26 protein-coding genes and 2 tRNA genes are annotated in these 24,864 nt (G+C 55.7%); 11 read left to right on the top strand and 17 right to left on the bottom strand.

Features of this window, described 5'->3' with window-relative positions; all coding sequences use genetic code 11:
- Positions 1 to 5 precede the first annotated feature (5 nt).
- Positions 6 to 788, top strand: a complete 783-nt coding sequence (locus BM007_RS03325; protein WP_090417258.1) for an MBL fold metallo-hydrolase — start codon at positions 6 to 8, stop codon at positions 786 to 788.
- A 72-nt stretch (positions 789 to 860) separates the two neighbouring features.
- Positions 861 to 1,496: a carbonic anhydrase gene (locus BM007_RS03320; RefSeq protein ID WP_024909376.1), complete on the top strand. Its 636-nt coding sequence runs from the start codon at positions 861 to 863 to the stop codon at positions 1,494 to 1,496.
- A 28-nt stretch (positions 1,497 to 1,524) separates the two neighbouring features.
- On the opposite strand, the gene BM007_RS03315 is transcribed toward BM007_RS03320, so the two are convergent.
- The 4 genes from BM007_RS03315 to mdtK all read right to left on the bottom strand — a co-directional run bounded on the left by BM007_RS03315 (position 1,525) and on the right by mdtK (position 4,923).
- A complete protein-coding gene (locus BM007_RS03315; protein ID WP_090417256.1) occupies positions 1,525 to 3,120 on the bottom strand; it encodes an FAD-NAD(P)-binding protein in 1,596 nt (531 codons plus the stop codon).
- Between the two features lie 118 nt (positions 3,121 to 3,238).
- A tRNA-Val gene (locus tag BM007_RS03310) sits at positions 3,239 to 3,315 on the bottom strand.
- A 4-nt stretch (positions 3,316 to 3,319) separates the two neighbouring features.
- Positions 3,320 to 3,396, bottom strand: a tRNA-Val gene (locus tag BM007_RS03305).
- A gap of 153 nt (positions 3,397 to 3,549) precedes the next feature.
- Entirely contained in the window at positions 3,550 to 4,923 is a 1,374-nt protein-coding gene (gene mdtK / locus BM007_RS03300) for an MdtK family multidrug efflux MATE transporter (protein WP_024909374.1), read from the bottom strand.
- 225 nt (positions 4,924 to 5,148) lie between these two features.
- Between mdtK and BM007_RS03295 the strand changes: the two genes are divergently transcribed.
- Complete coding sequence (locus tag BM007_RS03295) at positions 5,149 to 5,790, top strand: riboflavin synthase (RefSeq protein WP_024909373.1); 642 nt, start codon at positions 5,149 to 5,151, stop codon at positions 5,788 to 5,790.
- Positions 5,791 to 5,821: 31 nt separating this feature from the next.
- Here BM007_RS03295 and cfa read toward each other — a convergent pair whose 3' ends face one another.
- Together cfa and punC are read right to left on the bottom strand one after the other, a co-directional pair.
- On the bottom strand, positions 5,822 to 6,970 hold the full coding sequence (gene cfa / locus BM007_RS03290; RefSeq protein ID WP_061715421.1) for a cyclopropane fatty acyl phospholipid synthase: 1,149 nt from the start codon (positions 6,968 to 6,970) through the stop codon (positions 5,822 to 5,824).
- Positions 6,971 to 7,268: 298 nt separating this feature from the next.
- Positions 7,269 to 8,468 carry a purine nucleoside transporter PunC gene (gene punC / locus BM007_RS03285; RefSeq protein WP_090417254.1) on the bottom strand — a complete coding sequence of 400 codons (1,200 nt, stop codon included), beginning with the start codon at positions 8,466 to 8,468 and terminating at the stop codon, positions 7,269 to 7,271.
- Positions 8,469 to 8,582: 114 nt separating this feature from the next.
- Between punC and punR the strand changes: the two genes are divergently transcribed.
- Positions 8,583 to 9,494 carry a DNA-binding transcriptional activator PunR gene (punR, locus tag BM007_RS03280; RefSeq protein ID WP_090417252.1) on the top strand — a complete coding sequence of 304 codons (912 nt, stop codon included), beginning with the start codon at positions 8,583 to 8,585 and terminating at the stop codon, positions 9,492 to 9,494.
- A 17-nt stretch (positions 9,495 to 9,511) separates the two neighbouring features.
- Here the strand turns inward: punR and purR are convergent, their stop codons facing one another.
- On the bottom strand, positions 9,512 to 10,537 hold the full coding sequence (purR, locus tag BM007_RS03275; RefSeq protein WP_023335431.1) for an HTH-type transcriptional repressor PurR: 1,026 nt from the start codon (positions 10,535 to 10,537) through the stop codon (positions 9,512 to 9,514).
- A gap of 297 nt (positions 10,538 to 10,834) precedes the next feature.
- On the opposite strand from purR, the gene BM007_RS03270 reads away from it, so the two are divergent.
- Positions 10,835 to 10,924, top strand: a complete 90-nt coding sequence (locus tag BM007_RS03270; protein ID WP_020688313.1) for a cytochrome bd-I oxidase subunit CydH — start codon at positions 10,835 to 10,837, stop codon at positions 10,922 to 10,924.
- A gap of 163 nt (positions 10,925 to 11,087) precedes the next feature.
- Positions 11,088 to 12,254, top strand: coding sequence for an MFS transporter (locus BM007_RS03265; RefSeq protein ID WP_090417250.1), 1,167 nt, complete (start codon positions 11,088 to 11,090; stop codon positions 12,252 to 12,254).
- A 38-nt stretch (positions 12,255 to 12,292) separates the two neighbouring features.
- Here the strand turns inward: BM007_RS03265 and sodB are convergent, their stop codons facing one another.
- Both sodB and BM007_RS03255 read right to left on the bottom strand, forming a co-directional pair.
- On the bottom strand, positions 12,293 to 12,874 hold the full coding sequence (gene sodB / locus BM007_RS03260) for a superoxide dismutase [Fe] (protein WP_090417248.1): 582 nt from the start codon (positions 12,872 to 12,874) through the stop codon (positions 12,293 to 12,295).
- Positions 12,875 to 12,997: 123 nt separating this feature from the next.
- Entirely contained in the window at positions 12,998 to 13,771 is a 774-nt protein-coding gene (locus BM007_RS03255) for a C40 family peptidase (RefSeq protein WP_023311354.1), read from the bottom strand.
- Positions 13,772 to 14,109: 338 nt separating this feature from the next.
- On the opposite strand from BM007_RS03255, the gene grxD reads away from it, so the two are divergent.
- Complete coding sequence (grxD, locus tag BM007_RS03250) at positions 14,110 to 14,457, top strand: monothiol glutaredoxin 4 (protein ID WP_003832760.1); 348 nt, start codon at positions 14,110 to 14,112, stop codon at positions 14,455 to 14,457.
- Between the two features lie 44 nt (positions 14,458 to 14,501).
- On the opposite strand, the gene rnt is transcribed toward grxD, so the two are convergent.
- The 5 genes from rnt to eptA all read right to left on the bottom strand — a co-directional run bounded on the left by rnt (position 14,502) and on the right by eptA (position 19,174).
- Positions 14,502 to 15,152 (bottom strand): ribonuclease T, encoded by a 651-nt coding sequence (gene rnt / locus BM007_RS03245; RefSeq protein WP_024909368.1) that lies wholly within the window; start codon positions 15,150 to 15,152, stop codon positions 14,502 to 14,504.
- A 95-nt stretch (positions 15,153 to 15,247) separates the two neighbouring features.
- Positions 15,248 to 15,655: a lactoylglutathione lyase gene (gene gloA, locus BM007_RS03240; RefSeq protein WP_175557784.1), complete on the bottom strand. Its 408-nt coding sequence runs from the start codon at positions 15,653 to 15,655 to the stop codon at positions 15,248 to 15,250.
- 100 nt (positions 15,656 to 15,755) lie between these two features.
- The gene (locus tag BM007_RS03235; RefSeq protein ID WP_090417244.1) at positions 15,756 to 16,853 is read right to left on the bottom strand and encodes an alkene reductase; all 1,098 of its coding nucleotides are present in this window, start codon (positions 16,851 to 16,853) and stop codon (positions 15,756 to 15,758) included.
- A 54-nt stretch (positions 16,854 to 16,907) separates the two neighbouring features.
- Complete coding sequence (locus BM007_RS03230; protein ID WP_024909366.1) at positions 16,908 to 17,507, bottom strand: TetR/AcrR family transcriptional regulator; 600 nt, start codon at positions 17,505 to 17,507, stop codon at positions 16,908 to 16,910.
- Between the two features lie 41 nt (positions 17,508 to 17,548).
- Positions 17,549 to 19,174, bottom strand: coding sequence for a phosphoethanolamine transferase EptA (eptA, locus tag BM007_RS03225; RefSeq protein WP_090417242.1), 1,626 nt, complete (start codon positions 19,172 to 19,174; stop codon positions 17,549 to 17,551).
- Positions 19,175 to 19,323: 149 nt separating this feature from the next.
- On the opposite strand from eptA, the gene BM007_RS03220 reads away from it, so the two are divergent.
- The 3 genes from BM007_RS03220 to sodC all read left to right on the top strand — a co-directional run bounded on the left by BM007_RS03220 (position 19,324) and on the right by sodC (position 21,107).
- The gene (locus tag BM007_RS03220; RefSeq protein ID WP_008500587.1) at positions 19,324 to 19,563 is read left to right on the top strand and encodes a DUF1289 domain-containing protein; all 240 of its coding nucleotides are present in this window, start codon (positions 19,324 to 19,326) and stop codon (positions 19,561 to 19,563) included.
- Positions 19,564 to 19,611: 48 nt separating this feature from the next.
- Positions 19,612 to 20,508: an aldo/keto reductase gene (locus BM007_RS03215; protein ID WP_090417240.1), complete on the top strand. Its 897-nt coding sequence runs from the start codon at positions 19,612 to 19,614 to the stop codon at positions 20,506 to 20,508.
- 80 nt (positions 20,509 to 20,588) lie between these two features.
- Entirely contained in the window at positions 20,589 to 21,107 is a 519-nt protein-coding gene (gene sodC, locus BM007_RS03210) for a superoxide dismutase [Cu-Zn] SodC (RefSeq protein WP_048030739.1), read from the top strand.
- Here the strand turns inward: sodC and BM007_RS03205 are convergent.
- From BM007_RS03205 to BM007_RS03195, 3 genes are read right to left on the bottom strand one after another with little or no spacing between them, the layout of a single operon-like run.
- The gene (locus BM007_RS03205; protein WP_090417238.1) at positions 21,086 to 23,119 is read right to left on the bottom strand and encodes an FUSC family protein; all 2,034 of its coding nucleotides are present in this window, start codon (positions 23,117 to 23,119) and stop codon (positions 21,086 to 21,088) included. The genes sodC and BM007_RS03205 overlap by 22 nt on opposite strands.
- On the bottom strand, positions 23,119 to 23,979 hold the full coding sequence (locus BM007_RS03200) for an efflux RND transporter periplasmic adaptor subunit (protein WP_048991240.1): 861 nt from the start codon (positions 23,977 to 23,979) through the stop codon (positions 23,119 to 23,121). Before BM007_RS03200 ends, BM007_RS03205 begins: the two co-directional genes overlap by 1 nt.
- A gap of 2 nt (positions 23,980 to 23,981) precedes the next feature.
- A complete protein-coding gene (locus BM007_RS03195) occupies positions 23,982 to 24,218 on the bottom strand; it encodes a DUF1656 domain-containing protein (protein ID WP_024909360.1) in 237 nt (78 codons plus the stop codon).
- Between the two features lie 186 nt (positions 24,219 to 24,404).
- Between BM007_RS03195 and slyA the strand changes: the two genes are divergently transcribed.
- Complete coding sequence (gene slyA / locus BM007_RS03190) at positions 24,405 to 24,845, top strand: transcriptional regulator SlyA (RefSeq protein WP_024909359.1); 441 nt, start codon at positions 24,405 to 24,407, stop codon at positions 24,843 to 24,845.
- The last annotated feature ends 19 nt before the right edge of the window (positions 24,846 to 24,864 follow it).

The raw sequence follows: 24,864 nt of genomic DNA, 5'->3' as shown, positions 1-24,864 counted from the left end.
AGCACATGATTACACTCTGTAAAACCTGCGGAACGGCTTACGATACACGGCCTGAGAAATGCCCGATCTGCGAGGATGAACGCCAGTATGTCCCCAGCACGGGGCAGGCGTGGACCGATCTCGATACCGTCACCGCCACGCATAGCAACAAATGGCAGCAGCTGGAGCCGCGATTGTTTGGGATCAAAACGGTCCCGGCGTTTGCGATCAACCAGCGGGCGCTGCTGCTGCAAACGCCCCACGGCAATATTCTCTGGGACTGTATCGCCAACCTCGACCCCGCAACCAAAACGCTCATTACCGCCCTCGGCGGCATCAGCGCGATTGCGATTTCACATCCGCACTATTACACCACGATGCAGGAGTGGGCTGCGGCGTATGATGCGCCGGTGTACCTGCACGCCAGCGACAGCGAGTGGGTGATGCGCGACAGCCCGGCCATTCATTTCTGGGAGGGGGATGCGCTGGAGATTTTCCCGTCGGTCACCTTGCTGCGTCTGGGGGGGCATTTTGCCGGGGGAACGGTGCTGCACTGGCAGGAGGGGGACGGGGTGCTGCTGGCGGGCGATATTCTGCAGGTCACGCCGGGTAAAGACGCCGTCTCGTTTATGTGGAGCTACCCGAACTATCTTCCACTGCCGGCCCGCACCGTGGCGTCGGTCGTGAATCATCTGGAAGGCAGAACGTTTGAACGTCTGTACGGCGCGTTCGAAGGGCAGAACATCCTCGCTAACGCGGACGAAATTGTGCAGCGCTCGGGCCAGAAATATATTGCTTGTCTGAAGTAAACCCCGATGGGTAAACTTTACGAGTGTGATCTCGATCATACCTAAACTAAAACAGATAAAAGAGACATTGCTATGCAACATATCATTGAAGGTTTTCTCAGCTTTCAAAAAGAGATTTTCCCGCAACGTAAAGAACTCTTCCGCAGTTTAGCGTCCAGCCAGAATCCCAAAGCGCTGTTCATCTCATGCTCCGACAGCCGTCTGGTCCCGGAACTTGTCACCCAGCAAGAGCCAGGACAACTCTTTGTCATTCGTAATGCTGGCAACATCGTGCCGCCGTTCGGACCCGAGCCTGGCGGTGTGTCCGCTACCATCGAATACGCCGTTGTGGCGCTGGGCGTCACGGATATCGTGATTTGTGGTCACTCCAACTGCGGCGCGATGAAGGCGATTGCCGATAACGCGAACCTGGAGCCGATGCCTGCCGTGTCACACTGGCTGCGCTATTCCGACGCGGCGAAAGCCGTGGTGGAGAAAAAAACTTGGGATAAGCCGATCGATAAGGTCAATGCGATGGTGCAGGAGAACGTGTTTGCGCAACTGAGCAACATTAAGACCCATCCTTCCGTCGCGGTGGGCCTGCGTAATAACTCCATCCGACTGCACGGCTGGGTGTACGACATTGAAAGCGGCGAAATCCTCGCCCTGAATAAAGAGACGAAAACCTTCGTTTCGCTGTCGGAAAACCCGGAAGTCTTCTTCGAGTAATCCGCGACAGCAGGGCACGGATGCCCTGTCAGTTTTCAAAATAGGGCAATCTCCGCCGCACCCCCGACGCGGGTTTTTCCGCCGCTTGCGCCATCGCCTCTGCAATCTCTGCACACTCCGCCAGCCCCTGAACGAAGGGACGATCGTGCATCAGCCAAGGTATCGCACCGAAGGTGATGCGCCCGCGAACGGTGTCAGGCGCTTTTAAGGTGTAATCCTCGCCGATATCGGGTATCTCATCGCCGGTCGCTTCCAGCTGTTTTCGCAGCGTCGGGAAGGGCAGATCTTTCGTTTTGAGCGGCCTTTGCCCGCGCGCATCAATAAAAACGTCGAAGCGGTAAACGGTCTCTTGTGTGGTTATCACCGTTCGATCGCTGCCAACGTCGAGCGTGTAGTCGTCACCGAGCGCGGCCACGCTGATGATGCCGGCTTCGCGAAGTGCGAGCAGCCTGCGGATAGACTGCGGAGGGATGGCGGCATAGTTGTCGATAAATACCCGAGCCAGCCCCTGTTTGAAGCGTTCAACGTCTCGATCGCTGAGATGGGGAACGATCTCCTGAACCACTTCATGCAGCCGAAGCACGGTATAGCGCCAGGCCACGGTACGGCGTTCGCGTTTATTTTTCTCAACTTCTTTCAGGTTATCTTCCGCCCAGGTAAAGGGTCCGTGCCGTTTACGATCCTCAAACCAGGCCTCACGAAGGGTGTCCGCATTCAGCGTATGCAGAGACATTTTTTCGCACCACGCCGGATCGGCAAGCTGAAGCTCTTTGACCATCAGGACAAAGATACGATCGAGCAGGCCATCCGGTCCTTTGGCAATCTCGCTTTCTAACACGCGTTCGGTCAATATCGACAGCGGCTCGTAAGGAATAGGGCAGTAAAAATCGGCTTCCGGCAGAATGCCCGTCCGGGACATCAGGACAATCTCCAGCGCCTCGCTGCCTTTATTTAGCACAAATTTATCATCGCGAAACGCACCGTGCTGCATTACGACCGCCATGGCCGCGTCGAGACCGCTTAACGATGTCCCCATAATACCGACGCGACAGGGCGGAATACTGGCGTCCATCAGACCGGACCACGGGCTGGGGAAGAACGTGCGCGTGGCTTCATCCTCCTCTGGCCAGACGTGGCCGGTGGCGATAACCGCAAGGTCGAAGCGTTCAGGAAAGGCGCTGCCGTTGACGGAAAGCGTAACGCCTTCTTTCGAGGGCACGATATCGGTGACCTGGGCGGATTTATGGACATCAACCTGAAATCCCCGTTTTTCCGCCTCTTTTACGATGGACCGAAAGCTGTCGCGGAAATACTCACCCAGCAGGAGCCGGGGCAGGAACTGTCGGTCATGCAGGCGGGCTTTATCAACCTTAAAGCGTGCCAGATGGGCTTCGCTCTGGCCTTTGAGCCAGTCGAGGTAGGTCATAAAAATGGGCGGGATTTCAATACTTGCGATATTTGCCAGCATCAGACGAGAGTTATCGTCGTCGTTATAGGGCATACCCACGCCCGCTTCATCACTTTGTTCAAAGACGGAGACCGAAAGCGGCTGCGGGTTTTTAAGAAGGGCGTAAAAGGTATAAATCCCTGTTGGGCCGGAACCGATAATGGCGATTTTCTTCATCGACGGTTGTCCTCTCTTTTTTCCATGAGAAAAGCGTAGCAGGAGAACAGTAATGAAAATGAAGGATTAGGAAAATTCAGGCTATCAGAGGAGAATTTGCACCATTTCAGGACTGAAATGGTGCGTCCGAGTGGACTCGAACCACCGACCCCCACCATGTCAAGGTGGTGCTCTAACCAACTGAGCTACGGACGCAGAATGGTGCGTTCAATTGGACTCGAACCAACGACCCCCACCATGTCAAGGTGGTGCTCTAACCAACTGAGCTATGAACGCAACGTGTTGTCGGTGACAACGGGGACGAATATTAGCGGCACAGCACCGAGGTGGCAAGAGGGAAAATGCAATTTTCTCTCTGATTTCACGCGATTGCTGTATTACCGCGCAAAGTGAAGAGAAAGTAGCCGCCGGGTGGCGGCTACTGCGTATTTAACGGGCAGCGCGTTGCAAAATGATCGTTGATGGCTGGCGCTGCAGGAAGCGCATGCGCATCATCATCATAATCGCCGCCGACGTCAGGCCGATGATAAAGCCCATCCAGAACCCCGCCGGTCCCATGCGGTCAACCACAAGGTCGGTCAGGGCCAGAATATAACCACACGGCAGACCCAGCACCCAGTAGGCGATGAAAGTGATAAAGAAAATGGAGCGCGTGTCTTTATAACCGCGCAGCACGCCGCTGCCAATCACCTGGATGGAGTCCGAAATCTGGTAAATCGCAGCCAGCAGCATCAGGTGCGATGCCAGCGTAACGACTTCCGGATTGTCGTTATAGAGCAGGGCAATCTGCTCGCGCAGCGCCACGGTGAAAAGCGCTGTGCAAATGGCCATGCAGACGCCGACGCCCAGTCCGGTCCGCGCGGCGGTTTGCGCATCGAGCGTCGAACCTTGTCCCAGGCGGAAGCCCACGCGAATCGTCACTGCCGCGGCCAGCGACATTGGCAGGACGAACATCAGGGAGCTGAAGTTCAGCGCAATCTGGTGTCCGGCCACGTTCACAATGCCCAGCGGGGAGACCAGCAGGGCAACCACGGCAAACAGGGTCACCTCAAAGAACAGCGCAAGGGCAATCGGCAACCCTAACTGCACCAGACGCGTCATGATGCTCCAGTCCGGCGTGCTGAATCTGTTCTCGTTGCGAATGTCTCGCATGGAGCGGGCGTGCTTCACGAAGGTAAGCATTGAGAAGAACATCACCCAGTAAACGGCGGCTGTCGCCACGCCGCAGCCGACGCCGCCCAGTTCCGGCATCCCGAAATGACCGTAGATAAAGATATAGTTAACCGGGATGTTGACCAGCAGCCCGATAAAACCCATCACCATCCCGGGCTTGGTTTTCGCCAGACCTTCACACTGGTTACGCGCTACCTGGAAAAAGAGGTAGCCGGGCGCACCCCAAAGCAGGGCACGCAGATAGCCCACGGCTTTATCCGCCAGGGCCGGGTCAATGTTATGCATCGCGCGGATGATATGGCCCGCGTTCCAGAGCACGACCATGATCAGCACGGAGACAAACCCTGCCAGCCAGAACCCCTGACGGACCTGATGGGCAATGCGCTCGCGACGACCCGAGCCATTGAGCTGAGCGATAACAGGCGTGAGTGCGAGCAGCAGACCGTGGCCGAACAGGATGGCCGGAAGCCAGATTGACGTACCGATAGCCACGGCCGCCATATCGGTGGCGCTGTAGCCACCTGCCATTACCGTATCCACAAATCCCATTGCGGTCTGGGCCACTTGCGCGATGATCACTGGTATAGCCAGTGCCAATAACTGGCGCGCTTCATTCATGTACTTCTGCACGTGAACACCTTTATTTTGTTGTTATTTGAGAGACTAAAAAAGCCGCCGAAACGGGCAGCGAGAAGAAAATGCAGGGGGGTGCCAGCTATTGTAGCGGGCTTTAGCTATTTATCTAGTGAAAAAATCGCCAGAAAATGCGCTCCGCTGGCAACCTGTTTTTCCAACTGTTATTGTGGTGGGATTAAACGGTGTCACCACCGTCCGGAAAAAACAGGAGTTGTAAGCATGTTTACTGGTATTGTGCAGGGCACCGCCAAAGTGGTGTCCATTGATGAAAAACCTAATTTCCGTACTCATGTTGTTGAGCTGCCGGAATATATGCTTGAGGGCATTGAAACCGGTGCGTCGATTGCGCATAACGGCTGCTGCCTGACCGTGACCGAAATTAACGGCAACCAGATTAGCTTTGATTTAATGAAAGAGACGCTGCGGATCACTAACCTGGGCGAGCTGGTGGTAGGCGATACCGTCAACGTTGAGCGCGCGGCGAAGTTCAGCGATGAGATTGGCGGCCACCTGATGTCCGGCCACATCATGACCACTGCCGAAGTGGCGAAAATCGTGACCTCGGAAAATAACCGTCAAATCTGGTTTAAAATGCAGGACCCGTCATTAATGAAATACATCCTCTATAAAGGATTTATTGGCATTGACGGGATTAGCCTGACGGTGGGAGAAGTGACGCCAACGCGTTTTTGCGTGCATTTAATTCCTGAAACGCTGCAGCGCACCACGCTGGGCACCAAAAAACTGGGGCATCGTGTGAATATCGAAATCGATCCGCAAACCCAGGCGGTGGTGGATACGGTGGAGCGCGTGCTGGCAGCAAAAGAAGCCGCAATAATAAAGACCGCAGAAGAAGAATAAAAAATAACCCCGGATAGCCGGGGTTATTTTTTTAGCGTGCGACACGCAGTCCGTGTTCAATCCCCCGGCTGAATACCACCTGCCAGAGCTGAATATCCCGTGCGCGAAACGCCCCCGCGCAGGCATTCAGATAATAGCTAAACATCCGTTTGAATCGTTCTGAATAGTTGTCCGCAATCTCGGGCCAGGCTTTCTGGAAACGTTCATGCCACGCCATTAAGGTGGTGTCGTAGTCCGCGCCAAAGTTATGCCAGTCTTCCATCACGAAATGGGATTCACTGGCGTTGGCGATCTGGCGAACGGACGGTAAACAGCCATTCGGAAAGATGTATTTATTGATCCACGGGTCAACGTTATTGTCGGTCCGCTTAGAGCCGATGGTGTGCAGCAGGAAGAGCCCGTCCGGTTTCAGATTACGATCCACCACCTCAAAGTAGGTATCGTAGTTTTTTGGCCCCACGTGCTCGAACATGCCGACGGAAACGATCCGGTCGAACTGCTCGTTCAGGTCACGGTAGTCCTGCAGCCGGATATCCACATCAAGACCCTGACAGCGCTCTCGCGCCATTTTTTGCTGTTCCGCTGAAATCGTGACGCCCACTACGCTGACGCCATAGTGCTTCGCCATAAAATACGCCAGCCCACCCCAGCCGCAGCCGATATCCAGCACGCGCATGCCGGGCTGTAGCTGCAGCTTCTCGCTAATCAGACGCAGCTTTGCCTGCTGCGCTTCCTCAAGCGTCGACGCGTCTTTCCAGTAGGCGCAGGAGTACTGCATGAACGGGTCCAGCATACGGCTGAACAGGTCATTGCCGAGATCGTAATGCTCTTTGCCGACGATCCACGCGCGTTTTTTACTTTGCAGATTGAACAGTCGGGCAGAGGCGACGCGCAGGGTGTCTTTCAGATTGCGCGGGAGTTGGTTTTCCAGACCGGCACGCAGCACGCTGGCAAAAAAGGTATCCAGACGTTCGCACTCCCACCAGCCGTCCATATAACTTTCTCCCAGGCCTAACGATCCCTCCCGCAATACGCGTTTAAAAAAGTCGGGATGTTTAACCTGAGGATCGGATGGCGATGATCCATTGATAGTGATGCCTGCTCGACCTAACAGTTCACTGACGATCCGGGACCAGTTATCGTCCGGAACGCTGACTTCTTCTATACACGATGAACTCATAGCTTCTCCATCACCCTGATGTGATCAGAACCTTCAAACAGCGTAGACGCTTTTTTTGGTTTGTGAGAAATCTCACGGTAAATACCGCGAGGCTAATATCCGACGTAGAACAGAGGAAGGGAGATAACCCTTGCCGAAATGCCTTCCATGGTAAAACGGGAGCGCTCCGGCTCCCGTTAACACTTAATATTTATCGTATTTAATCGAACCAAATTTAGTATAGGCCTCAAAATTTGGTGATTCAATAGAAAATTGTTAGCAACCTAATCACTGAAATGTAACATGATTTCTGGCGCAATCAGGCATGCGAGGTTTCCACCTGAGCGCCGCTATCCTGCTCACGCTGCGCGGAGGCCTGCAGGCGATAGCCCATCACCGCCAGCGCAACGGTGACCAGCATCACGCTGGTGGTGGTTAACAGTGGCGTCGCAATCAGCGCCGAGACCACCAGACTTGCCAGGAAGCACAGACCCAGCTGCAGGGTATTTTGCAGCGCGGCGGCGCGGCCTGTCGCCTGCGGGAACGGACGTAACGCTTGTGCCACCACGATCGGGTAAATCGCCCCGTTCGCCACGGCCATCACGCAGAAGGGGATCAAAATTTCAGCCAGGCCCGCGCCCGGAATAAACCCGACGGCCCAGGTGCCGATGACGCTCAGCGCATACAGCACCAGCAGCCATGGCAGCATCTGCTGACCTTCCCATTTTTGCAGCGCCGCGCGACAGCCGTATCCGCCCACCAGGAACGCAATAGTCTGCGGAACATAGCTCAGGCCGATGGCCGCCGGGCTGTAGCCCATATCGTGCAGAATAAACGGCGAACCGGTGAGCCACGCGAAGAAGCTGGCCGAGCAGGCGGCATAGATCAGGACATTCCCGCGATACGCCTTGGCGCTCAGCAGGGAGGTGAAGGTAATCGGCTTCGCATCCGCATGCGCCTCTTTTTTATGCGCGGGCTTGAGGGCAAACGCCGGCAGCATCAGCACCAGCGTGATGGCAAACAGCGTGGCAAAAATGGCCTGCCAGTCAAAGTGCGCGAGGATCCAGCTGCCCAGCAGCGGAGCCAGGGCAGGGGAAAGACCCACCAGCGGCATAATGGTGGCGAAAATACGGTTTGTGCGGTTAGCCGGATAGTAGTCGGTCACCAGCGCCTGCCAGGTCACCGCCGCAGCACAGACGCCCACGGCCTGAATAAAGCGCAGCACCAGCAACCAGGTGGCATCGCGCACCCACAGCATCCCCAGGCAGCCCACGGCAAAAATGGCCAGGCCCAGCAACAGTACCGGTTTACGACCAAAGCGATCCGAGAGCGGTCCCCAAAGCAGCTGCGCGAAAGCGAAACCGGCAAGGAACAGGCTCAGGCTGGCGCTGATGGCCGCCGCAGGGGTTTGCAGGTCTTCCTGCATCGCGGCAAACGCGGGCAGGTACATGTCGGTGGCCAAAAAGCCCAGCACGCTTAAGCCGCCGAGCCAGACTAAAAATCCTTTCCTGGGTTGCATTCTCTTATTCTCCTGAGGAGGCAGGTGTACGTTGGCGCAGAGTGTAGGGAGTGCAAAGCCGCTTGTGAAACGCTAATATTTGGCGGGTGCATTCAAATTTTTTGCAGGCAGAAAATGTGGTCAGATTATTCTCTTGAAGTGGTCGATGCTGTCGCGCGTAATGGCAGCTTTAGCGGTGCAGCGCAGGAGCTGCACCGCGTCCCTTCGGCCATCAGCTACACGGTGCGTCAGCTGGAGGAGTGGCTGGCGGTTCCGCTGTTTGAGCGGCGCCATCGTGATGTGGAATTAACGCCCGCAGGGGCGTGGTTTTTGAAGGAAGGGCGTTCTGTTATCAAAAAAATGCAGATCACCCGCGAACAGTGTCAGCAGATCGCTAACGGCTGGCGGGGACATCTTTCCATCGCGGTGGATAACATCGTTAAGCCGGAACGTACCCGGCAGATGATCGTCGATTTCTATCGTCATTTTTCAGATGTCGAGCTGCTGGTCTCGCAGGAGGTGTTCAACGGCGTCTGGGATGCGCTGGCGGACGGCAGGGCAGAGATGGCAATCGGGGCCACGCAGGCGATCCCGGTCGGGGGACGTTACGCCTTTCGCGATATGGGGATGCTGAGCTGGAAGTGCGTGGTGGCAAGCGATCATCCGCTGGCGGCGATGGAGGGGCCGCTCAGCGATGATACGCTACGCAACTGGCCGTCGCTGGTGCTGGAGGATACCTCCCGTTCATTGCCTAAGCGTATCACCTGGCTTCTGGACAACCAGCGGCGGGTGGTGGCCCCTGACTGGGAATCGTCGGCGACGTGCCTCAGCGCCGGACTGTGCGTCGCGATGGTGCCCGTTCATTTCGCGCGTCCGCGCATCGATACCGGAGAGTGGGTTGAGCTGACGCTGGAGAATCCGTTCCCGGATGCGGCCTGCTGCCTGACCTGGCAGCAAAGTGATGTCTCGCCTGCGATGGCCTGGCTGCTGGATTATCTGGGAGACAGCGAAACGCTAAACCGGGAATGGTTACGGGAGCCAGCATAGCTGGCCCCGTAAAGCGATTAACGACGGTAGTCGCGGAACGGACCGTCCGCAACGGAACGGCGTTCGATAAGACGCGGGTGAACTTCAATGGACTGCGACTCTTCACGTTTGTTGACGATCCTGTCCATCAGCATATTGAAGGCCGTTTCGCCCAGCGAATCTTTCGGCTGGTGAATGGTGGTCAACGCTGGCGTGAAGAAACGCGCGTTACGCACGTTGTCATACCCGATCACGGAAATATCCTGCGGTACGCGCAGACCCAGCTCGTCGGCAGCGCAGAGCGCGCCCATAGCCATGATGTCACCCCCGCAGAAAACGGCGGTCGGACGGTGTGGCTGGGAGACGATCTGCTGCATTGCGCGGTAGCCCGACTCCGGCTCAAAGTCGCCCTGCACAATCCAGTTTTCCGGCACGTTGATCAGCGCTTCTTCCATCGCTTTCATAAAACCGGCCAGACGGCCCGCGCCGGTGTTGCGCTCCAGCGGACCGGGGATCACGCCAATCTCGCGGTGACCGCGTTCGATCAGATAACGACCGGCCATATAGCCGCCTTCAAAGGCGTTATCGATAACGGAATCGGTGAAGTCCGCGCGCGCTTCTCCCCAGTCCATCACCACCATCGGAATATGGCGATACTCTTCGAGCATGGACAGCACGGACTCCGGATACTCGGAACACATCACCAGCAGGCCATCAACGCGCTTTTGCGCCATCATCGACAGGTAGGCGCGCTGTTTTTCAATGCTGTTCCACGCGTTGCCCAGAATCAGGGTATAGCCTTTCTGGAAGCAGTTTTTCTCAACCGCTTCAATGATCTCGGCAAAATAGGCCGCTTCACTGCTGGTGGCCAGCAATCCAATGGACTTGGTGTGATTAACCTTGAGGCTGCGCGCAACCGCACTTGGCGAATAGTGCAGCTCTTTGATCGCTGCCCAGACGGCGTTGCGCGTCTCTTCCGCCACAAAGCGGGTTTTGTTAATTACATGTGATACGGTTGTGGTGGAAACGTTTGCGCGTTTTGCTACGTCTTTAATTGTTGCCATTAAATGTCACTCCAGACCATATCCTAAACTCCTGAAAAACTTGAAGGTAAACGTTTGCCTTCTCTCACCCTTATCACGCAATCTTGAATTGCGGCACGCCGGGAAAACGACACGGGACGTCAGGAGGGGGTCAATGGCCGGTACGCTAATAAATTTAGCGTGGAATTTTGTCCTATCTTGATGAAAAGGGGAAGAGGTAAAGTGTTTATCAGCCTAAATCCAGGAAGATTTTTGACGTAAATTATGCAAAAATGAGCAGGCTCACTTTTCGTGGGGGGATTAAAAGGAGAAAAATTGATGAGTTCCGATCTGAAGTTTTCGCTGTTCACCACCGTTATTGTGCTGGCTCTGATTGTCGCGGCCGGTCTGACGGCTGCGCTGCACTGATTTACGCGGAGGGAGAGCCTTCTCCCTCCCGATCGACCCGATTGTTACTTCTCTGGCAAAAATCTTTTGCCATTTTGTTAACTTCTCATTTTTTGTGATTGATGTCATGCTTTCCGCTTCTTTGTTCTGTGTCACCACATGACACGGCATCCGGAGTTGACGCATGAAAATCAATTTTCCCCTGCTGGCCCTGGCGATTGGCGCTTTTGGGATTGGCACCACTGAATTCTCCCCGATGGGGTTACTGCCCGTCATCGCCCGTGGCGTGGACGTCTCGATCCCTGCGGCAGGGATGTTAATCAGCGCCTATGCTATCGGCGTGATGGTGGGGGCGCCGCTGATGACGCTTCTCCTTTCGCACCGCGCGCGCCGCAATGCGCTGATTTTCCTGATGGCGATTTTCACCCTGGGTAACGTGCTTTCGGCCATTTCGCCGGACTACACCACGCTGATGCTGTCTCGTATTCTGACCAGCCTTAACCACGGCGCGTTCTTCGGGCTGGGATCGGTCGTGGCTGCCAGCGTGGTGCCAAAACATAAGCAGGCCAGCGCCGTAGCAACCATGTTTATGGGGCTAACGATTGCCAACATCGGCGGGGTGCCTGCGGCAACCTGGCTGGGGGAAGCGATCGGCTGGCGGATGTCCTTCCTGGCAACGGCCGGGCTGGGCGTGGTCGCGATGGTGGCGCTGTTCTTCTCCCTGCCGAAAGGCAGCGCGGGTGAACGTCCTGACGTGCGCAGAGAGCTGTCGGTGCTGATGCGCCCGCAGGTGCTCTCCGCGCTGCTCACCACCGTGCTGGGGGCAGGGGCGATGTTTACGCTCTACACCTATATTTCACCGATATTGCATGACATCACCCACGCAACGCCTCTCTTTGTGACCGCGATGCTGGTACTGATTGGCGTGGGCTTCTCGATTGGCAACTATCTCGGTGGGAAATTTGCCGACCGTTCCGTAAGCGGCACGCTGAAGGGCTTCTTAACCCTGCTGATTGTCATCATGATTGCCATTCCGTGGCTGGCGCGTAATGAGTTCGGGGCCGCGATCGCGATGGTCGTCTGGGGAGCCGCCACCTTTGCCGTGGTGCCGCCGCTGCAGATGCGCGTGATGCGTGTTGCGCATGAAGCGCCGGGCCTCTCATCGTCGGTCAACATCGGCGCCTTCAACCTGGGCAACGCGCTCGGTGCGGCGGCCGGTGGGGCCGTGATTTCAGGGGGACTGGGGTACAGCTTTGTGCCGGTGATGGGGGCGATTATTGCCGCGCTCGGCCTGCTGCTGGTGATGATGTCGGGTCGTAAACAGCCTGAAGCAGCCTGCGCTGCGGAATAAACCAAAAACGCAGAAGGGCGAACCCTTCTGCGTGTCTCTTACGCGGCGAAGTTCTTCGTCACAAAGTCCCAGTTAACCAGTGCCCAGAAGTGCTCCAGGTAGTTCGGGCGCGCGTTGCGGTAATCAATGTAGTAAGCGTGTTCCCATACGTCCACGGTCATCAGCGGCTTAGCGCTGGTGGTCAGCGGAGTGCCTGCGTTAGAGGTGGACACGATAGCCAGTTTGCCATCCGCCTCTTTAACCAGCCACGTCCAGCCCGAACCGAAGTTCTTGATGGCTGCATCGGTAAATTTCGCTTTGAAATCCGCGAAGCTGCCAAAGGCGGCGTTGATAGCGGTAGCCAGTTCACCGGCAGGTTCGCCACCGGCGTTTGGCGCCAGGCAGTGCCAGTAGAAGGTGTGGTTCCACACCTGAGCCGCGTTGTTGAATACGCCACCCTCTGAGCTGCGGACGATCTCTTCCAGCGTTTTGCCTTCAAAATCGGTGCCCTTGATCAGATTGTTCAGGTTGGTGACGTACGTCTGGTGATGCTTGCCGTAATGATATTCCAGGGTTTCCGCAGAAATATGCGGTGCCAGGGCGTCTTTTGCATACGGTAGTGCAGGTAATTCGAACGACATTGCTTCTCTCCTTATTGTATTTTGCGTTGTCAAATAACCACACAGACAACAAGGACAGGATAGCAAATTGAAAGGGTATGCAAAAGAGGAACTTACCCTGCCACGGGTGTGGCAGGGCAGGGGTTAGCGAATGGTTTTCGGCGTCATCACGCGACGTGCGCCGACGTAATGGCGTACCCAGTAGTCTTCACTGAGAGAGGTGATCTGAATATCCTGGCCGCTACGCGGTGACTGGATGAATTTTCCGTTACCGACATAGACGCCGACGTGGTCAGCCGTGCCGCGACCCTGAGTGCGGAAGAACACCAGATCGCCGTTTTCCAGCTCACCGCGGTCAACCGGTGAGGCATCGCGCAGGTGGTACATCTCATTAGCGGTACGAGGAATGCGGAACTTGACCAGATCTTTATAGGCGTAATAGACGAGGCCGCTGCAGTCAAAGCCGGTACGCGGCGAGCTGCCACCCCAGTGATAGGGTTTGCCAATCTGCCCCATCAGTTTGTTCATCGCGGTTTTTTGCGCTTTCTGTACGCGCACTTTATGCACTTCCGCTATTTTCGTGACCTTCGTGCATTTCGCCTTATGGCCTTTACGCGTGATGCATTTTTCAGTAACAAGGTTAGCGGCGGTTTGCGAAGCTTTACTTTTGGCGGAGTGGGCAGTACGGGAAGGTTTGGTTTTCGTCTTGCTGGAAGCGGTCTGTTTCGTCTGAGCCGGTGTTTTTTTCTTGTCGTTCTTAGCGGTGGTTTTTTTCTTACGTTCTGTGGCTTTCACCAGATGGTTTTTTTGTACAGCAGAATGCCGCGCCTGCTGAGAGGCGTTTGCCACTGGCGTGAAAGTGAGTGAAGTAAACAGTAAAGCACAGAGCGTGATCGAGATTTTATTTATCCGCGCCACTGGGCAGTCCCCTGATAAATGCAGGTCATCAATAATACCCGCGTGTGATTTACAAAGCCCGTCGATTCTAATCTATAAAAAGCCAGAAAGTTAATAGCATTTTTCAATCTACAATCGTGTTTCGTAAGCAAGTGCAAAAAAATTCATCGTTCTGTCGCTCATTTGCCCATTCCTTAAGCAAAACCCTGACCGCCGCAGGGGTAAACACCATTTGCAATGCAACTTTTCCTGACTCGGAGTAGAATGTATAAACGTGACAAAAATGTTATTTTCCGATGCCAGTCTGAACCGCTACAATGTCAGACGAATGCCGTAACAGAAGTTAAAGGAAGCAAGACATGAGCACCACTATTGAAAAAATCCAGCGCCAGATCGCTGAAAACCCGATTCTGCTGTATATGAAAGGTTCTCCAAAGCTGCCAAGCTGCGGCTTCTCCGCGCAAGCGGTTCAGGCGCTGTCTGCCTGTGGTGAGCGTTTTGCTTACGTTGATATCCTGCAGAACCCGGACATCCGCGCTGAACTGCCGAAGTACGCGAACTGGCCGACGTTCCCACAGCTGTGGGTAGACGGTGAACTGGTTGGCGGCTGCGATATCCTGATTGAAATGTATCAGCGCGGCGAACTGCAGCAGCTGATCAAAGAGACGGCAGCGAAGTACAAAACGGAAGAGCCGGACGCAGAGTAATTTTCTGCGGAAATAAAAAAGCGACCAGATAAGGTCGCTTTTTTTTATTCTTCGCTGTCATCCATCGGCAGCGGCCAGCCGCCCAGACGCTTCCAGCGGTTGACGATCTCACAGAACAGCTCTGCGGTACGCTCCGTGTCATACAGCGCGGAGTGCGCCTGCGTGCCGTCGAACGGAATGCCAGCCGTAATACAGGCCTTTGATAACACCGTTTGTCCCAGCGCCAGGCCGCTCAGCGCGGCGGTGTCGAAGGTGACAAAAGGATGGAAGGGGTTGCGTTTAAGCGACGCGCGCTCGGCGGCGGCCATGGTAAAGCTGTGATCGAAGGTGGCGTTATGGGCCACCATAATGGCGCGGCTGCAGTTACTCTCTTTCATGCCTTTACGCACCATTTTAAAAATGGCGTGCAGCGCGTCATATTCACTTACTGCACCACGCAGCGGGTTATGCGGATCGATACCGTTAAACGCCAGCGCTTCCGGCTGTAAGTTTGCCCCTTCGAAAGGTTCAACGTGGAAATGCAGCGTGGTGTCCGGTGTAAGCCAGCCCTGTTCATCCATCTTCAGCGTGATGGCGGCAATTTCGAGCAGCGCATCGGTTTTAGCGTTAAATCCGGCTGTTTCTACATCAATGACAACGGGATAAAAACCACGAAAACGGTCGCACAGACCGCTAAATTGAGCGTTATCGGACATCAGGGTCTCTTACATGGGGAAAAAGCAGAGCGCATTATGGCAAATTTTGCGGGGGGATGCAGTAAAACTACGGGCGCACGTTGCGCCCTGAGGGATCAGTTGCCCAGACCGCGACCGGCGTCTTTGGCTTCAATCAGCTCGATTTTGTAACCGTCGGGATCTTCCACAAATGCAATCACGGTGGTGCCACCTTTTACCGGGCCCGCTTCGCGCGTGACGTTACCGCCGTTGCTGCGAATGCGCTCGCACGCTTCGGCCGCGTTGTCCACTTCCAGCGCGATGTGGCCGTAGGCCGTGCCCAGCTCATAGCTGTCAACGCCCCAGTTGTAGGTCAGCTCGATCACCGCTTCATCCGTTTCCGGGCCGTAACCCACGAACGCCAGCGAGTATTTGTATTCAGGGTTTTCGCTGGTGCGCAGCAGCTTCATGCCCAAGACTTTAGTGTAGAAATCGATAGAACGTTGCAGGTCGCCAACGCGCAGCATGGTGTGAAGTAGGCGCATAATTTCCTCATTAACCAATGAAATAGACTGTCTTTTTGAACAGAAACGATGTTTTAGTATAGCGGCGAAATATCGCCGCTATCAATGAACAATGGCGAGATTACAGAGAAGGGTAGTCGGTGTAGCCTTCCGCGCCGCCGCCGTAGAAGCTTTCCGGACGCTGCGGGTTGAGCGCTGCTTTTTTCTGCAGACGAGCAACCAGGTCCGGGTTGGCGATGTAGTCGCGGCCAAACGCGACAGCATCAATCAGCCCTTTGCCGATCAGGTCTTCGGCTTTCTCCGGGGTATAGGCGCCTGCACCGATGATCACGCCGTGGAAGCGCTCGCGCACTTTCTGACGGAAAGCATCCGTGTAAGGCTTACCGCCGGCCCAGTCAGGCTCGGACATGTGCAGATAAGCGATGCCACGTTTAGCCAGTTCTTCGATCAGGTACAGAGCATCCGCTTCCTCGTTCGGTCCGTTGTCGACGTTCTGGAAAGACCCGATTGGGGAAACGCGAATGCCGATACGGTCCGGGCTCCACTCCTTGCATACCGCATCCACCACTTCCAGCACCAGACGGGCGCGGTTTTCGACGCTTCCGCCGTACTGGTCGGTGCGATGGTTAGACGACGGCGACAGGAACTGGTGCAGCAGATAGCCATGCGCGGAGTGCAGCTCAATCAGGTCAAACCCGGCTTCACGGGCGTTTGCCACGGCCTGGCGGAAGTCGTTAACAATCCCCGGGATTTCGTTCAGCTCCAGCGCACGCGGCATAGAGGTATCCACGCGGATCGCATTGCCGTTTTCATCGCGCAGGGACGTACGGGTATTGGCGCTCAGGGCCGAAGCGGAGACCGGTGCCTGGCCGCCAGGTTGAATGCTGCTGTGAGAGATACGACCGGTATGCCACAGCTGGACCGCAATGCGACCCTCTTCAGCGTGGACGCCCGCGGTGATTTTCTGCCATGCGGCGATCTGTTCCGGGCTGTGAAGACCCGGCGCACCCGCATAACCCTTAGCCTGAGCAGAAATCTGCGTGGCTTCGGTGATAATCAGGCCAGAGCTTGCGCGCTGACGATAGTATTCACCCATCAGTGGGGTTGGGATGTCACCCGGCTCAATGCTGCGCAGACGGGTCAGCGGAGCCATGAACACGCGGTTTGGCGCCGTGACGGCACCTACTTTCAATGGGGTAAACAGTTTTTCAGCTGACATAAAGACTCCTGAGTAGACCAGTCGACTAGTAATAAGGTAAATAAAAAGCGCCCATTATACGTCAGGCGCAGTAATGCTGTTTTTCACATGTGCCAGCGCGCTTTCCAGCGGCACGGCACTGCGCGAAATTTTTGCCTGCAGGTTGGCCCCTAACCAGAGGGAATAGAGCACCTGAGACTGCATCAAGGGGTCGCCGGTAAAGGCCAGCGTTTTTTCGTCGCGGCCTTTTTCCAGCGCCTGAGCCAGCAGGGCGATCACGCCGCGGGCACCTTTATCCATCGCTGTGCGCATATCTTCAGAAAGATCGCACACTTCTGCAGACAGTTTAACGGTCAGACAACCGCTGATAATGCCCTGCTGACAGAACTGGTTCAGCGTTTCCTGATAGTAGTTCAGAACACGATCCCGGTAGTTACCTTCACCCGATGCAAAGTGGGTCGCCAGACGCTGGTGGTAGCCAGCATAATGACGCTCCAGCATCGCTACGCCGAAGGCCTCTTTGGACCGAAAGTAGTGATAAAACGACCCTTTCGGTACCTCAGCGGTTTTTAATAACTCGCTCAACCCCATACCGGTAAACCCGCGATGCATACAAAGTTGCTCGCCGGTCGCCAGTAGATGTTCGCGGGTATCGTGTTCAGTATTTCTGCTCATGGCCGCACTCTAATAGACCGTTCGGTCTAATGCAAGCGAGTTTACTGACGACATGCGCTCAGTATATCCAGCTGCTGTTGATAAACCATTGATTTCACGTCCATCATACCCAGCACGGTCGAGAACAAATTGTCCTGAGAAACCGCATTTTTTGCTGCATGGTCACGCAAACACTGTTCGTTGATGCCAAAGTTTTTCGCGTAATCCGGTGACAGCCAGAACATAAATGGAATATGCGTTTGCTGCTCCGGCGCCAGCATGTACGGTGTACCGTGCAGATAAATACCGCTTTCACCCAGTGATTCACCGTGATCGGAGAGATAAATCAGCGCGGTGTTCATGCTCGCCTGACGGGCTTTCAGCGCATCAATGGTTTTGCTGACCATGCTGTCGGTATACAGGATGGTGTTGTCATAGGTATTCATCAGCGCCTGATGATCGCAATCCTGAATTTCATTGGTGTCGCAGGTTGGGGTGAATTTCCGGAAAGTGTCCGGGTAACGGCGATAGTACGCCGGACCGTGGCTGCCCATCAGGTGGATAACCAGCACCGTGTCCTGCTTCAGACCATCCAGCACGTTGTCCAGACGGTAGAAATTCACATCATCAATACAGGATTTGTCTTTGCAGAATTGATCCAACTGCCACTGCGTCATGTCGGTATGGGGCACGCGATCGCAGGCGCCTTTACAGCCGCCGTCGTTGTCGCGCCACAGCAGGTTGACACCCGCATGCTTGAGCACGTCGAGCAGCCCCTCGCGATGGTGAGCCAGGTCGGCATCGTATTTGCTGCGCGTCATGCCCGAGAACATGCACGGAACGGAAACCGCGGTTTCGGTACCGCATGAGGAAGCCTGCGGGAAGTTAATCACATCCTGCTTTTTCAGCTCCGGGTTCGTTTCACGATCGTAACCATTAAGGGAGTAGTTCGCCGCGCGAGAGGCTTCCCCAACGACCAGTACCAGAACGGTTTTCTTTTGTTGACCGGTAATCAGTGGCCCTTTATGGGCATCTTCACCAATACGCACCAGCGTTTGATCGCCAGCAAACCAGCGCATTTTGCTGTACTTCACCACGGCGCTGACATAGTTCGCCGGGGTGACCATTTTGACGATGCTTTTGTTGTTGCGGAACAGCGACGCGTAGTCTTTATAAAACAGCGCGGCAATCAGGATAATCACCAGCAGAGCGCCGAGCATCGCGGCCACACGCGTCAGCAGCGCGTACCACCATTTTCCGGTACGAATACGGGTCAACGCCAGCACCACGGAAGGCACGAGGCCAGCGATGACAATCCACAGAATCATCTGCGGGGTCACCAGGGCCGTCGCTTCCTGAGAGTTAGTTTCGAACACGTTCACAATCATGTTCTGATCGATCACCGCGCCGTAGGTGTACATAAAGTAGGTTGCCGCGGCGCATCCGATCGTCAATACAATCAGCAGCGGCTTGCGGATATAGGGGATATTCAGCAGGCTAAAGACAATCACCCAGCCGCAAAACAGCACCAGCGGTACGGACGCGGCAAAGAGGATGTCGTGCAGGTGCGCAGGGGCAATAATGGCCCAGCTGCGCTGGATAAACAGTCCGTTGATTAGCGTAAAGAAGAGTGCACAGCCCAGAGTAAATTTAATGTCGTTACATTGTAACTTTTTGATTAACCACATCGATCGATGAACCTGTCATTATCATGATGGGCCGAGTATAAAGAGGGAAGATTAGTGAAACCTTAATGCCACAAATCTGTGGTACAGGCCTTGCACGTGGCGCGTTTAGCGTCTTCACTGTAGGTGAGAGTGGTTATCCGGAGGTGAGTGTGGCAGAGCAGCTGGAGTTTTTCCCCATCCAGAGCCCGTGCCGGGGGATTTGTCAGGTGGATGAACGCGGATATTGCCGCGGGTGCATGCGTACCCGCGATGAGCGTTTTAACTGGCAAAACTTTAGCGACACGCAGAAGCAGGAGGTATTACGCCTCTGCCGTCAGCGTCTTCTGCGCAAAATACGCGCAAACAAAGCCGGTGAGACCGAAGAACCCCAGCAACCTTCACTTTTTTAACACGGTAATTGCGTATACTCATGACATCACGTCCTTGAGGAAAATGTTATGGTTCAGCGAATTACCCTTGCCCCCCAGGGGCCAAAATTCTCCCGTTTTGTGATGGGCTACTGGCGCCTGATGGACTGGAATATGTCCCCCCTCCAGCTGGCGAGCTTTATTGAAGAGCATATCGATCTGGGCGTCACCACGGTCGACCATGCGGATATTTACGGCGGTTACCAGTGCGAGGCCGCGTTCGGCGAGGCGCTCAAGCTGGTCCCGGCACTGCGCGATCGCATGGAGATCGTCACGAAGTGTGGAATTGCCACCACGGCAAAACCAGAACACGCCCTCGGTCATTACATCACTGACAGCGCGCATATCATCAAGAGCGCCGAGCAGTCGCTGGTCAATCTGGCGACCGATCGTATCGATCTGCTGTTAATCCACCGTCCGGACCCGCTGATGGATGCCGATGAGGTGGCGGAAGCCTTCCTGAACCTGCACCAGAGTGGGAAAGTGCGTCACTTCGGCGTTTCTAACTTTACCCCGGCACAGTTTGCGCTGCTTCAATCTCGTCTGCCGTTTACCCTGGCCACTAACCAGGTTGAGATCTCCCCGGTACACCAGCCGCTGCTGCTGGACGGTACCCTCGACCAGCTGCAACAACTGCGTATTCGCCCGATGGCCTGGTCGTGCCTGGGAGGCGGACGCCTGTTTAATGATGATGAATTCCAGCCGCTGCGCAACGAACTGGACACTATCGCCCGCGAGCTGAACGCGGAGAGCATCGAACAGGTGGTTTATGCCTGGATCCTGCGTCTGCCGTCAAAACCGCTGCCCATTATTGGTTCCGGCAAAATAGAACGCGTGCGTTCTGCACTGGCCGCTGAAGAGCTGCAGATGACCCGCCAGCAGTGGTTCCGCATCCGCAAAGCCGCGCTGGGTTACGACGTGCCATAAACCGCCAGAAGGTGACTTTCCGGTGAAATCTTTGCCCCTGGTATACACTTAAGGGGCAAAAAATAACCAGCGGAGGTCATATGAAGCGTTTTGCTCTGGCAATGGTCGCGCTGGTTGTTTGCGCAGGGGCGCAGGCAGCCAGCGACGAAGTGGAAATGAATCTCGTCACCTCTCAGGGTGTGGGTCAGTCCATCGGTACGGTGAAAATCACGGAAACCGACAAAGGGCTGGAGTTCGCTCCCAACCTCAAAGCACTCCCTCCCGGTGAGCATGGTTTCCATGTTCACGCCAAAGGCAGCTGTCAGCCCGCATTAAAAGAGGGCAAAGCGTCAGCAGCAGAAGCGGCAGGGGGTCACCTCGATCCGCAGCATACCGGCAAGCATGAAGGCCCGGATGGAATGGGGCATTTAGGTGATCTGCCCGTGCTGGTGGTCAATAACGACGGTAAAGCCACCGATCCCGTTGTCGCGCCGCGTCTGAAAAAGCTGGATGAAGTCAAAGGCAAAGCGCTGATGATCCATGTCGGCGGCGACAATATGTCCGATCAACCTAAACCGCTTGGCGGCGGCGGGGCACGCTATGCCTGCGGCGTGATCTGATCCCCAATCGTTCCCGGCGGTGGGGCCTGCTCCAGCTGCGACAGCGAGCAGTGCAGCCGCCAGATTATCGAGGCCAAATCACGGGCGGCGGGAAGATGATGTCGTGCAAGCGTATCGCAGATCCGCTGCAGTTCATTCAGCGTGGCTGCCAGCGGCCGCTGCTGAACACCGCGCTCGCTCATTACATCGCGCAGCAGGGAAATACACACATCACGAACCTGCGACAGCGGATCGGAACGCGTTTCCCACGCGCGAAGCTGCCAGACCACGTGCGAGCAGTTCAATAGCACCACGCCCCAGCGCAGCAGCCAGCGTCGGGACAGCGCGTCCTGGCTGTTATTCAGCTGGCTGACGTGGTGATACACCAGCGATTCATACACGTTTTCACCCAGATGCGGTTTACGGCTGAGCTGGTCTACAAACCCCCGGCGTAACTCCCGGATATGCCTGCGGCTCTTGCGGGCATCGGAGCCGGGACGCAACACCGCGAAAGCCAGCCACGCCAGCCCCACGCCAAGGATTTTCGCCAGGTTGTCATTGAGAAAATCGGCGTAATCGTACACCGGCGGATTGGTCACGGAGATAAACGAGCCCATAAAGACAATCAGCTGTCCCCAGAGGCCCGCCTGTTTTGGCATTTGCAGCTTGAGTAGCTGCATGGTGGTCAACAGCGGAAACAGAAACAGCAGGAACTGCCACAGATCGCTTATCTGCACCATCAGGCCAAACTTCACCACAAAACTGAACAATGACAGCAGCACCAGGGTGCGCAGCAGCAGCGTCAGCGAGTTGAACGGCGAGGCCGCGACGGAGTAAAGCACGCAGCTGATGGCGGCAAGCGTCAGGGCCGCCGTACCGGACTCCCACTGCGTGGTGATGCTCCACGCCCCCACCAACATCAGCGCGCAGAAGGTGCGAAAACCGCTCCACAGCGCCTCCAGGTAGTCGGTATGGCGGGCGAGAGCCGGGCTCCCGGGCACGTTGAACTCCGTGACCGGCGTGGCATTCTCAACCGCGTTAATCCAGCGGCTGCTGCGCAGGTACAGTCGGCAAAAGTAATTCAGACGCTGCCAGAAGGCGCGATGGCGATAGTCGTATTCATCAACCGGGGCGAGCGGGGCGATGATCTTCGCAACGGTGTAGATGTCCGCATCCGGGCGCGCAAGGGCCGCGAGCAGTGTTTCGATGACGGCACGGGTGTTTTCCGGCGGCGTCGGCCAGTTGAGCAGCATCCGACGCAGGCTGGAGATGGCGCTGGTCATACGCAGCTGCTGGTGCAGCAAATAATTTAGCAAGGTGTTCTGACGACGAAAGCGGTAGTGGCTCCAGAACGCCTGAATACGCAACAGATTCATCGTCTGGATCTGTCCGATCACCTTTTCATGCGCGAGGCGGATCTCATCGCTGGTATCCGGTTGCCACAGCAGGCTCGCGTGCTCAAGCAGCCGGGTGTGCATGGTCTTGAGGGCGGTGATAAGCGCGGTGCCGTCGGAGGTGCTGGGGAGGATCATCATCATGAAGCCGCCGCTGAGGATCCCGACAATGACTTCACAGACGCGCGCCTGCGCGATATCCCACAGCTCGGTGGTGTCGAGTACGTTGACGACCGGGAAGGCGATAATGGCGGCGGTATAGCCCGCCAGCTGGAAAGCGTAGGCGACGTTATTGGTAAAATGGGCGCAGGCCCAGGTACAGCACCCCAGCCACGCCGCCATGCTCAGCAGGAACAGCCACGGATCGTTCAGCGTATGGCCGGCGATAATTAACGCCGCGGTGGCGCCGAGCAGGCTGCCTGCGATACGGCCAAGGCTTTTACTGATTACCCCGCCGACCGTAGGAAAACTCACCACCGCGGCAGACGTCATCGCCCAGTAGGGTTCATCCAGGTTCAGGTAGTAGGCGACGGTCAGCGCCAGGCACATGGCAATGCCGTGACGCAGCGCGTAGCGCCACTGGGGACGCGTCGCTTTCATCCACGGGGTGTTGTGCCAGGAGAGTGCCGGCAGCTTCATCACCGGTTTCCGATGGAGACGGTGCAGGTGGTGCCGGAGACCAGGGTAATGTCCTGCGGTAAACGGTCAAATTCTACGCGAACCGGAACGCGCTGGGCCAGGCGCACCCAGGGCACGTTCGGCTTAATGTCCGGCACCAGCCCGGAATCTGTTTCAACGCTTTGATCGTAAATGGCCCGGCCAATGCTGGATACGTGACCCTGTAACTTCTGCGAGCCGCTGTAAAGCGTAATCGCGGCGGGGGATCCCTCGCGGATATGGCGAAGCTTGGTCTCTTCGAAATAGCCCACGACGTAGAAGGAGTGGCTGTCGACGAGGGCAAAAACTGGCTGGCCGGTAGTGGCGTAGTTTCCCACGCGGGCGGAGAGGTTGGTCACCCATCCATCGACCGGTGCCGTAATCACGGTTTGGGTCAGTTGCCACTGCGCCTGCTTCAGCGTCGCCTCCGCCACGTTGACGCTCGCCTGCATGGCCTTAACGTTGATATTCGCGGTGTCTAAATCTTCCGCTGAGATGTAGTTTTGCGACAGGTGACGGCGGCGGTTGGCCTCGTTGTTGGCCTTTGCCAGGTCAGACTGGGCTTTCGCCAGCTGCGCCTCGGCGTTCAGAATCGCAATGTGGTACGGGGTGTCGTCAATTCGGAATAAAACATCTCCCTTTTTGACGAACTGGTTATCCTTAACCAGTAGCGTCGTGATACTTCCCGACACCTGAGGGGTGATGCTGACCTGTTCAGCGCGAACTTTACCGTCACGCGTCCAGGGCGACTGCATATAAAAATTCCACATCCACCAGCCTGCAACCAGCGCGAGGGCAAGGACAAACAGGGTGGAAAAGTACTTCAGCGTTTTCAGAGGCATAGTCACCACACCATCAAGACAGCAAGGCCCAGACATACGGAGAGGGCAAACAGGGAAAGATCCATCAGCATGGGATGCCATATTTCGCCGGAATACATCCAGTCGCGAAGCAGACGATGCGCGATGAGCCAGAGAATAAAGCCCACCAGCACGGCCTTAAACAGGGGGGGAAAGTAGACTGACGCACCGAAGATCAGGTCCTGAAGGGGTAACCCCTCTGAGCGATGAAAAAACGTCACGGGCAGAAATCCTTTGCAGTGAACAGAATGCCGCGTTGGCTTGTCATAGTATGATGAAGCATCACAATTCAGTGTAAGTCATACTTTTAAGTTCGATGAATGCAGTATTGCATTTGTTTTGGCAATACAAATGCTGCACACTATTCTAAAATCAGTATAATAACTTAGCAAGCTAATTATAAGGAGATGAAATTGGAATCGCCATTAGGTTCTGATCTGGCAAGGTTGGTACGCGTCTGGCGTGCTCTGATTGACCATCGCCTGAAACCTCTGGAACTCACACAGACGCATTGGGTCACGCTGCACAACATTCATCAGCTGCCGCCCGATCAGTCGCAAATTCAACTGGCAAAAGCGATAGGCATTGAGCAACCGTCGCTGGTGCGCACGCTTGACCAGCTGGAAGAGAAGGGGTTGATCTCGCGACAAACCTGCGCGAGCGATCGTCGTGCGAAACGGATTAAACTCACCGAAAAAGCGGCGCCTATCATCACGGAAATGGAAGCCGTGATTACCAAGACGCGCGGTGAAATCCTGTCAGGCGTTTCACCGGCGGAGCTGGAAATGCTCATCAGCCTCATTGGGCGTCTTGAGCAAAACATCCATGAGCTGCAGTCGCGAGACTGACAAACAATAAGGCCTTGCA

The organism is Enterobacter sp. NFIX59, assembly GCF_900113755.1.
In the GTDB taxonomy this organism is placed as follows: Bacteria; Pseudomonadota; Gammaproteobacteria; order Enterobacterales; family Enterobacteriaceae; genus Enterobacter; species Enterobacter pseudoroggenkampii.
This window is presented reverse-complemented; position numbering and strand designations above follow the sequence as displayed.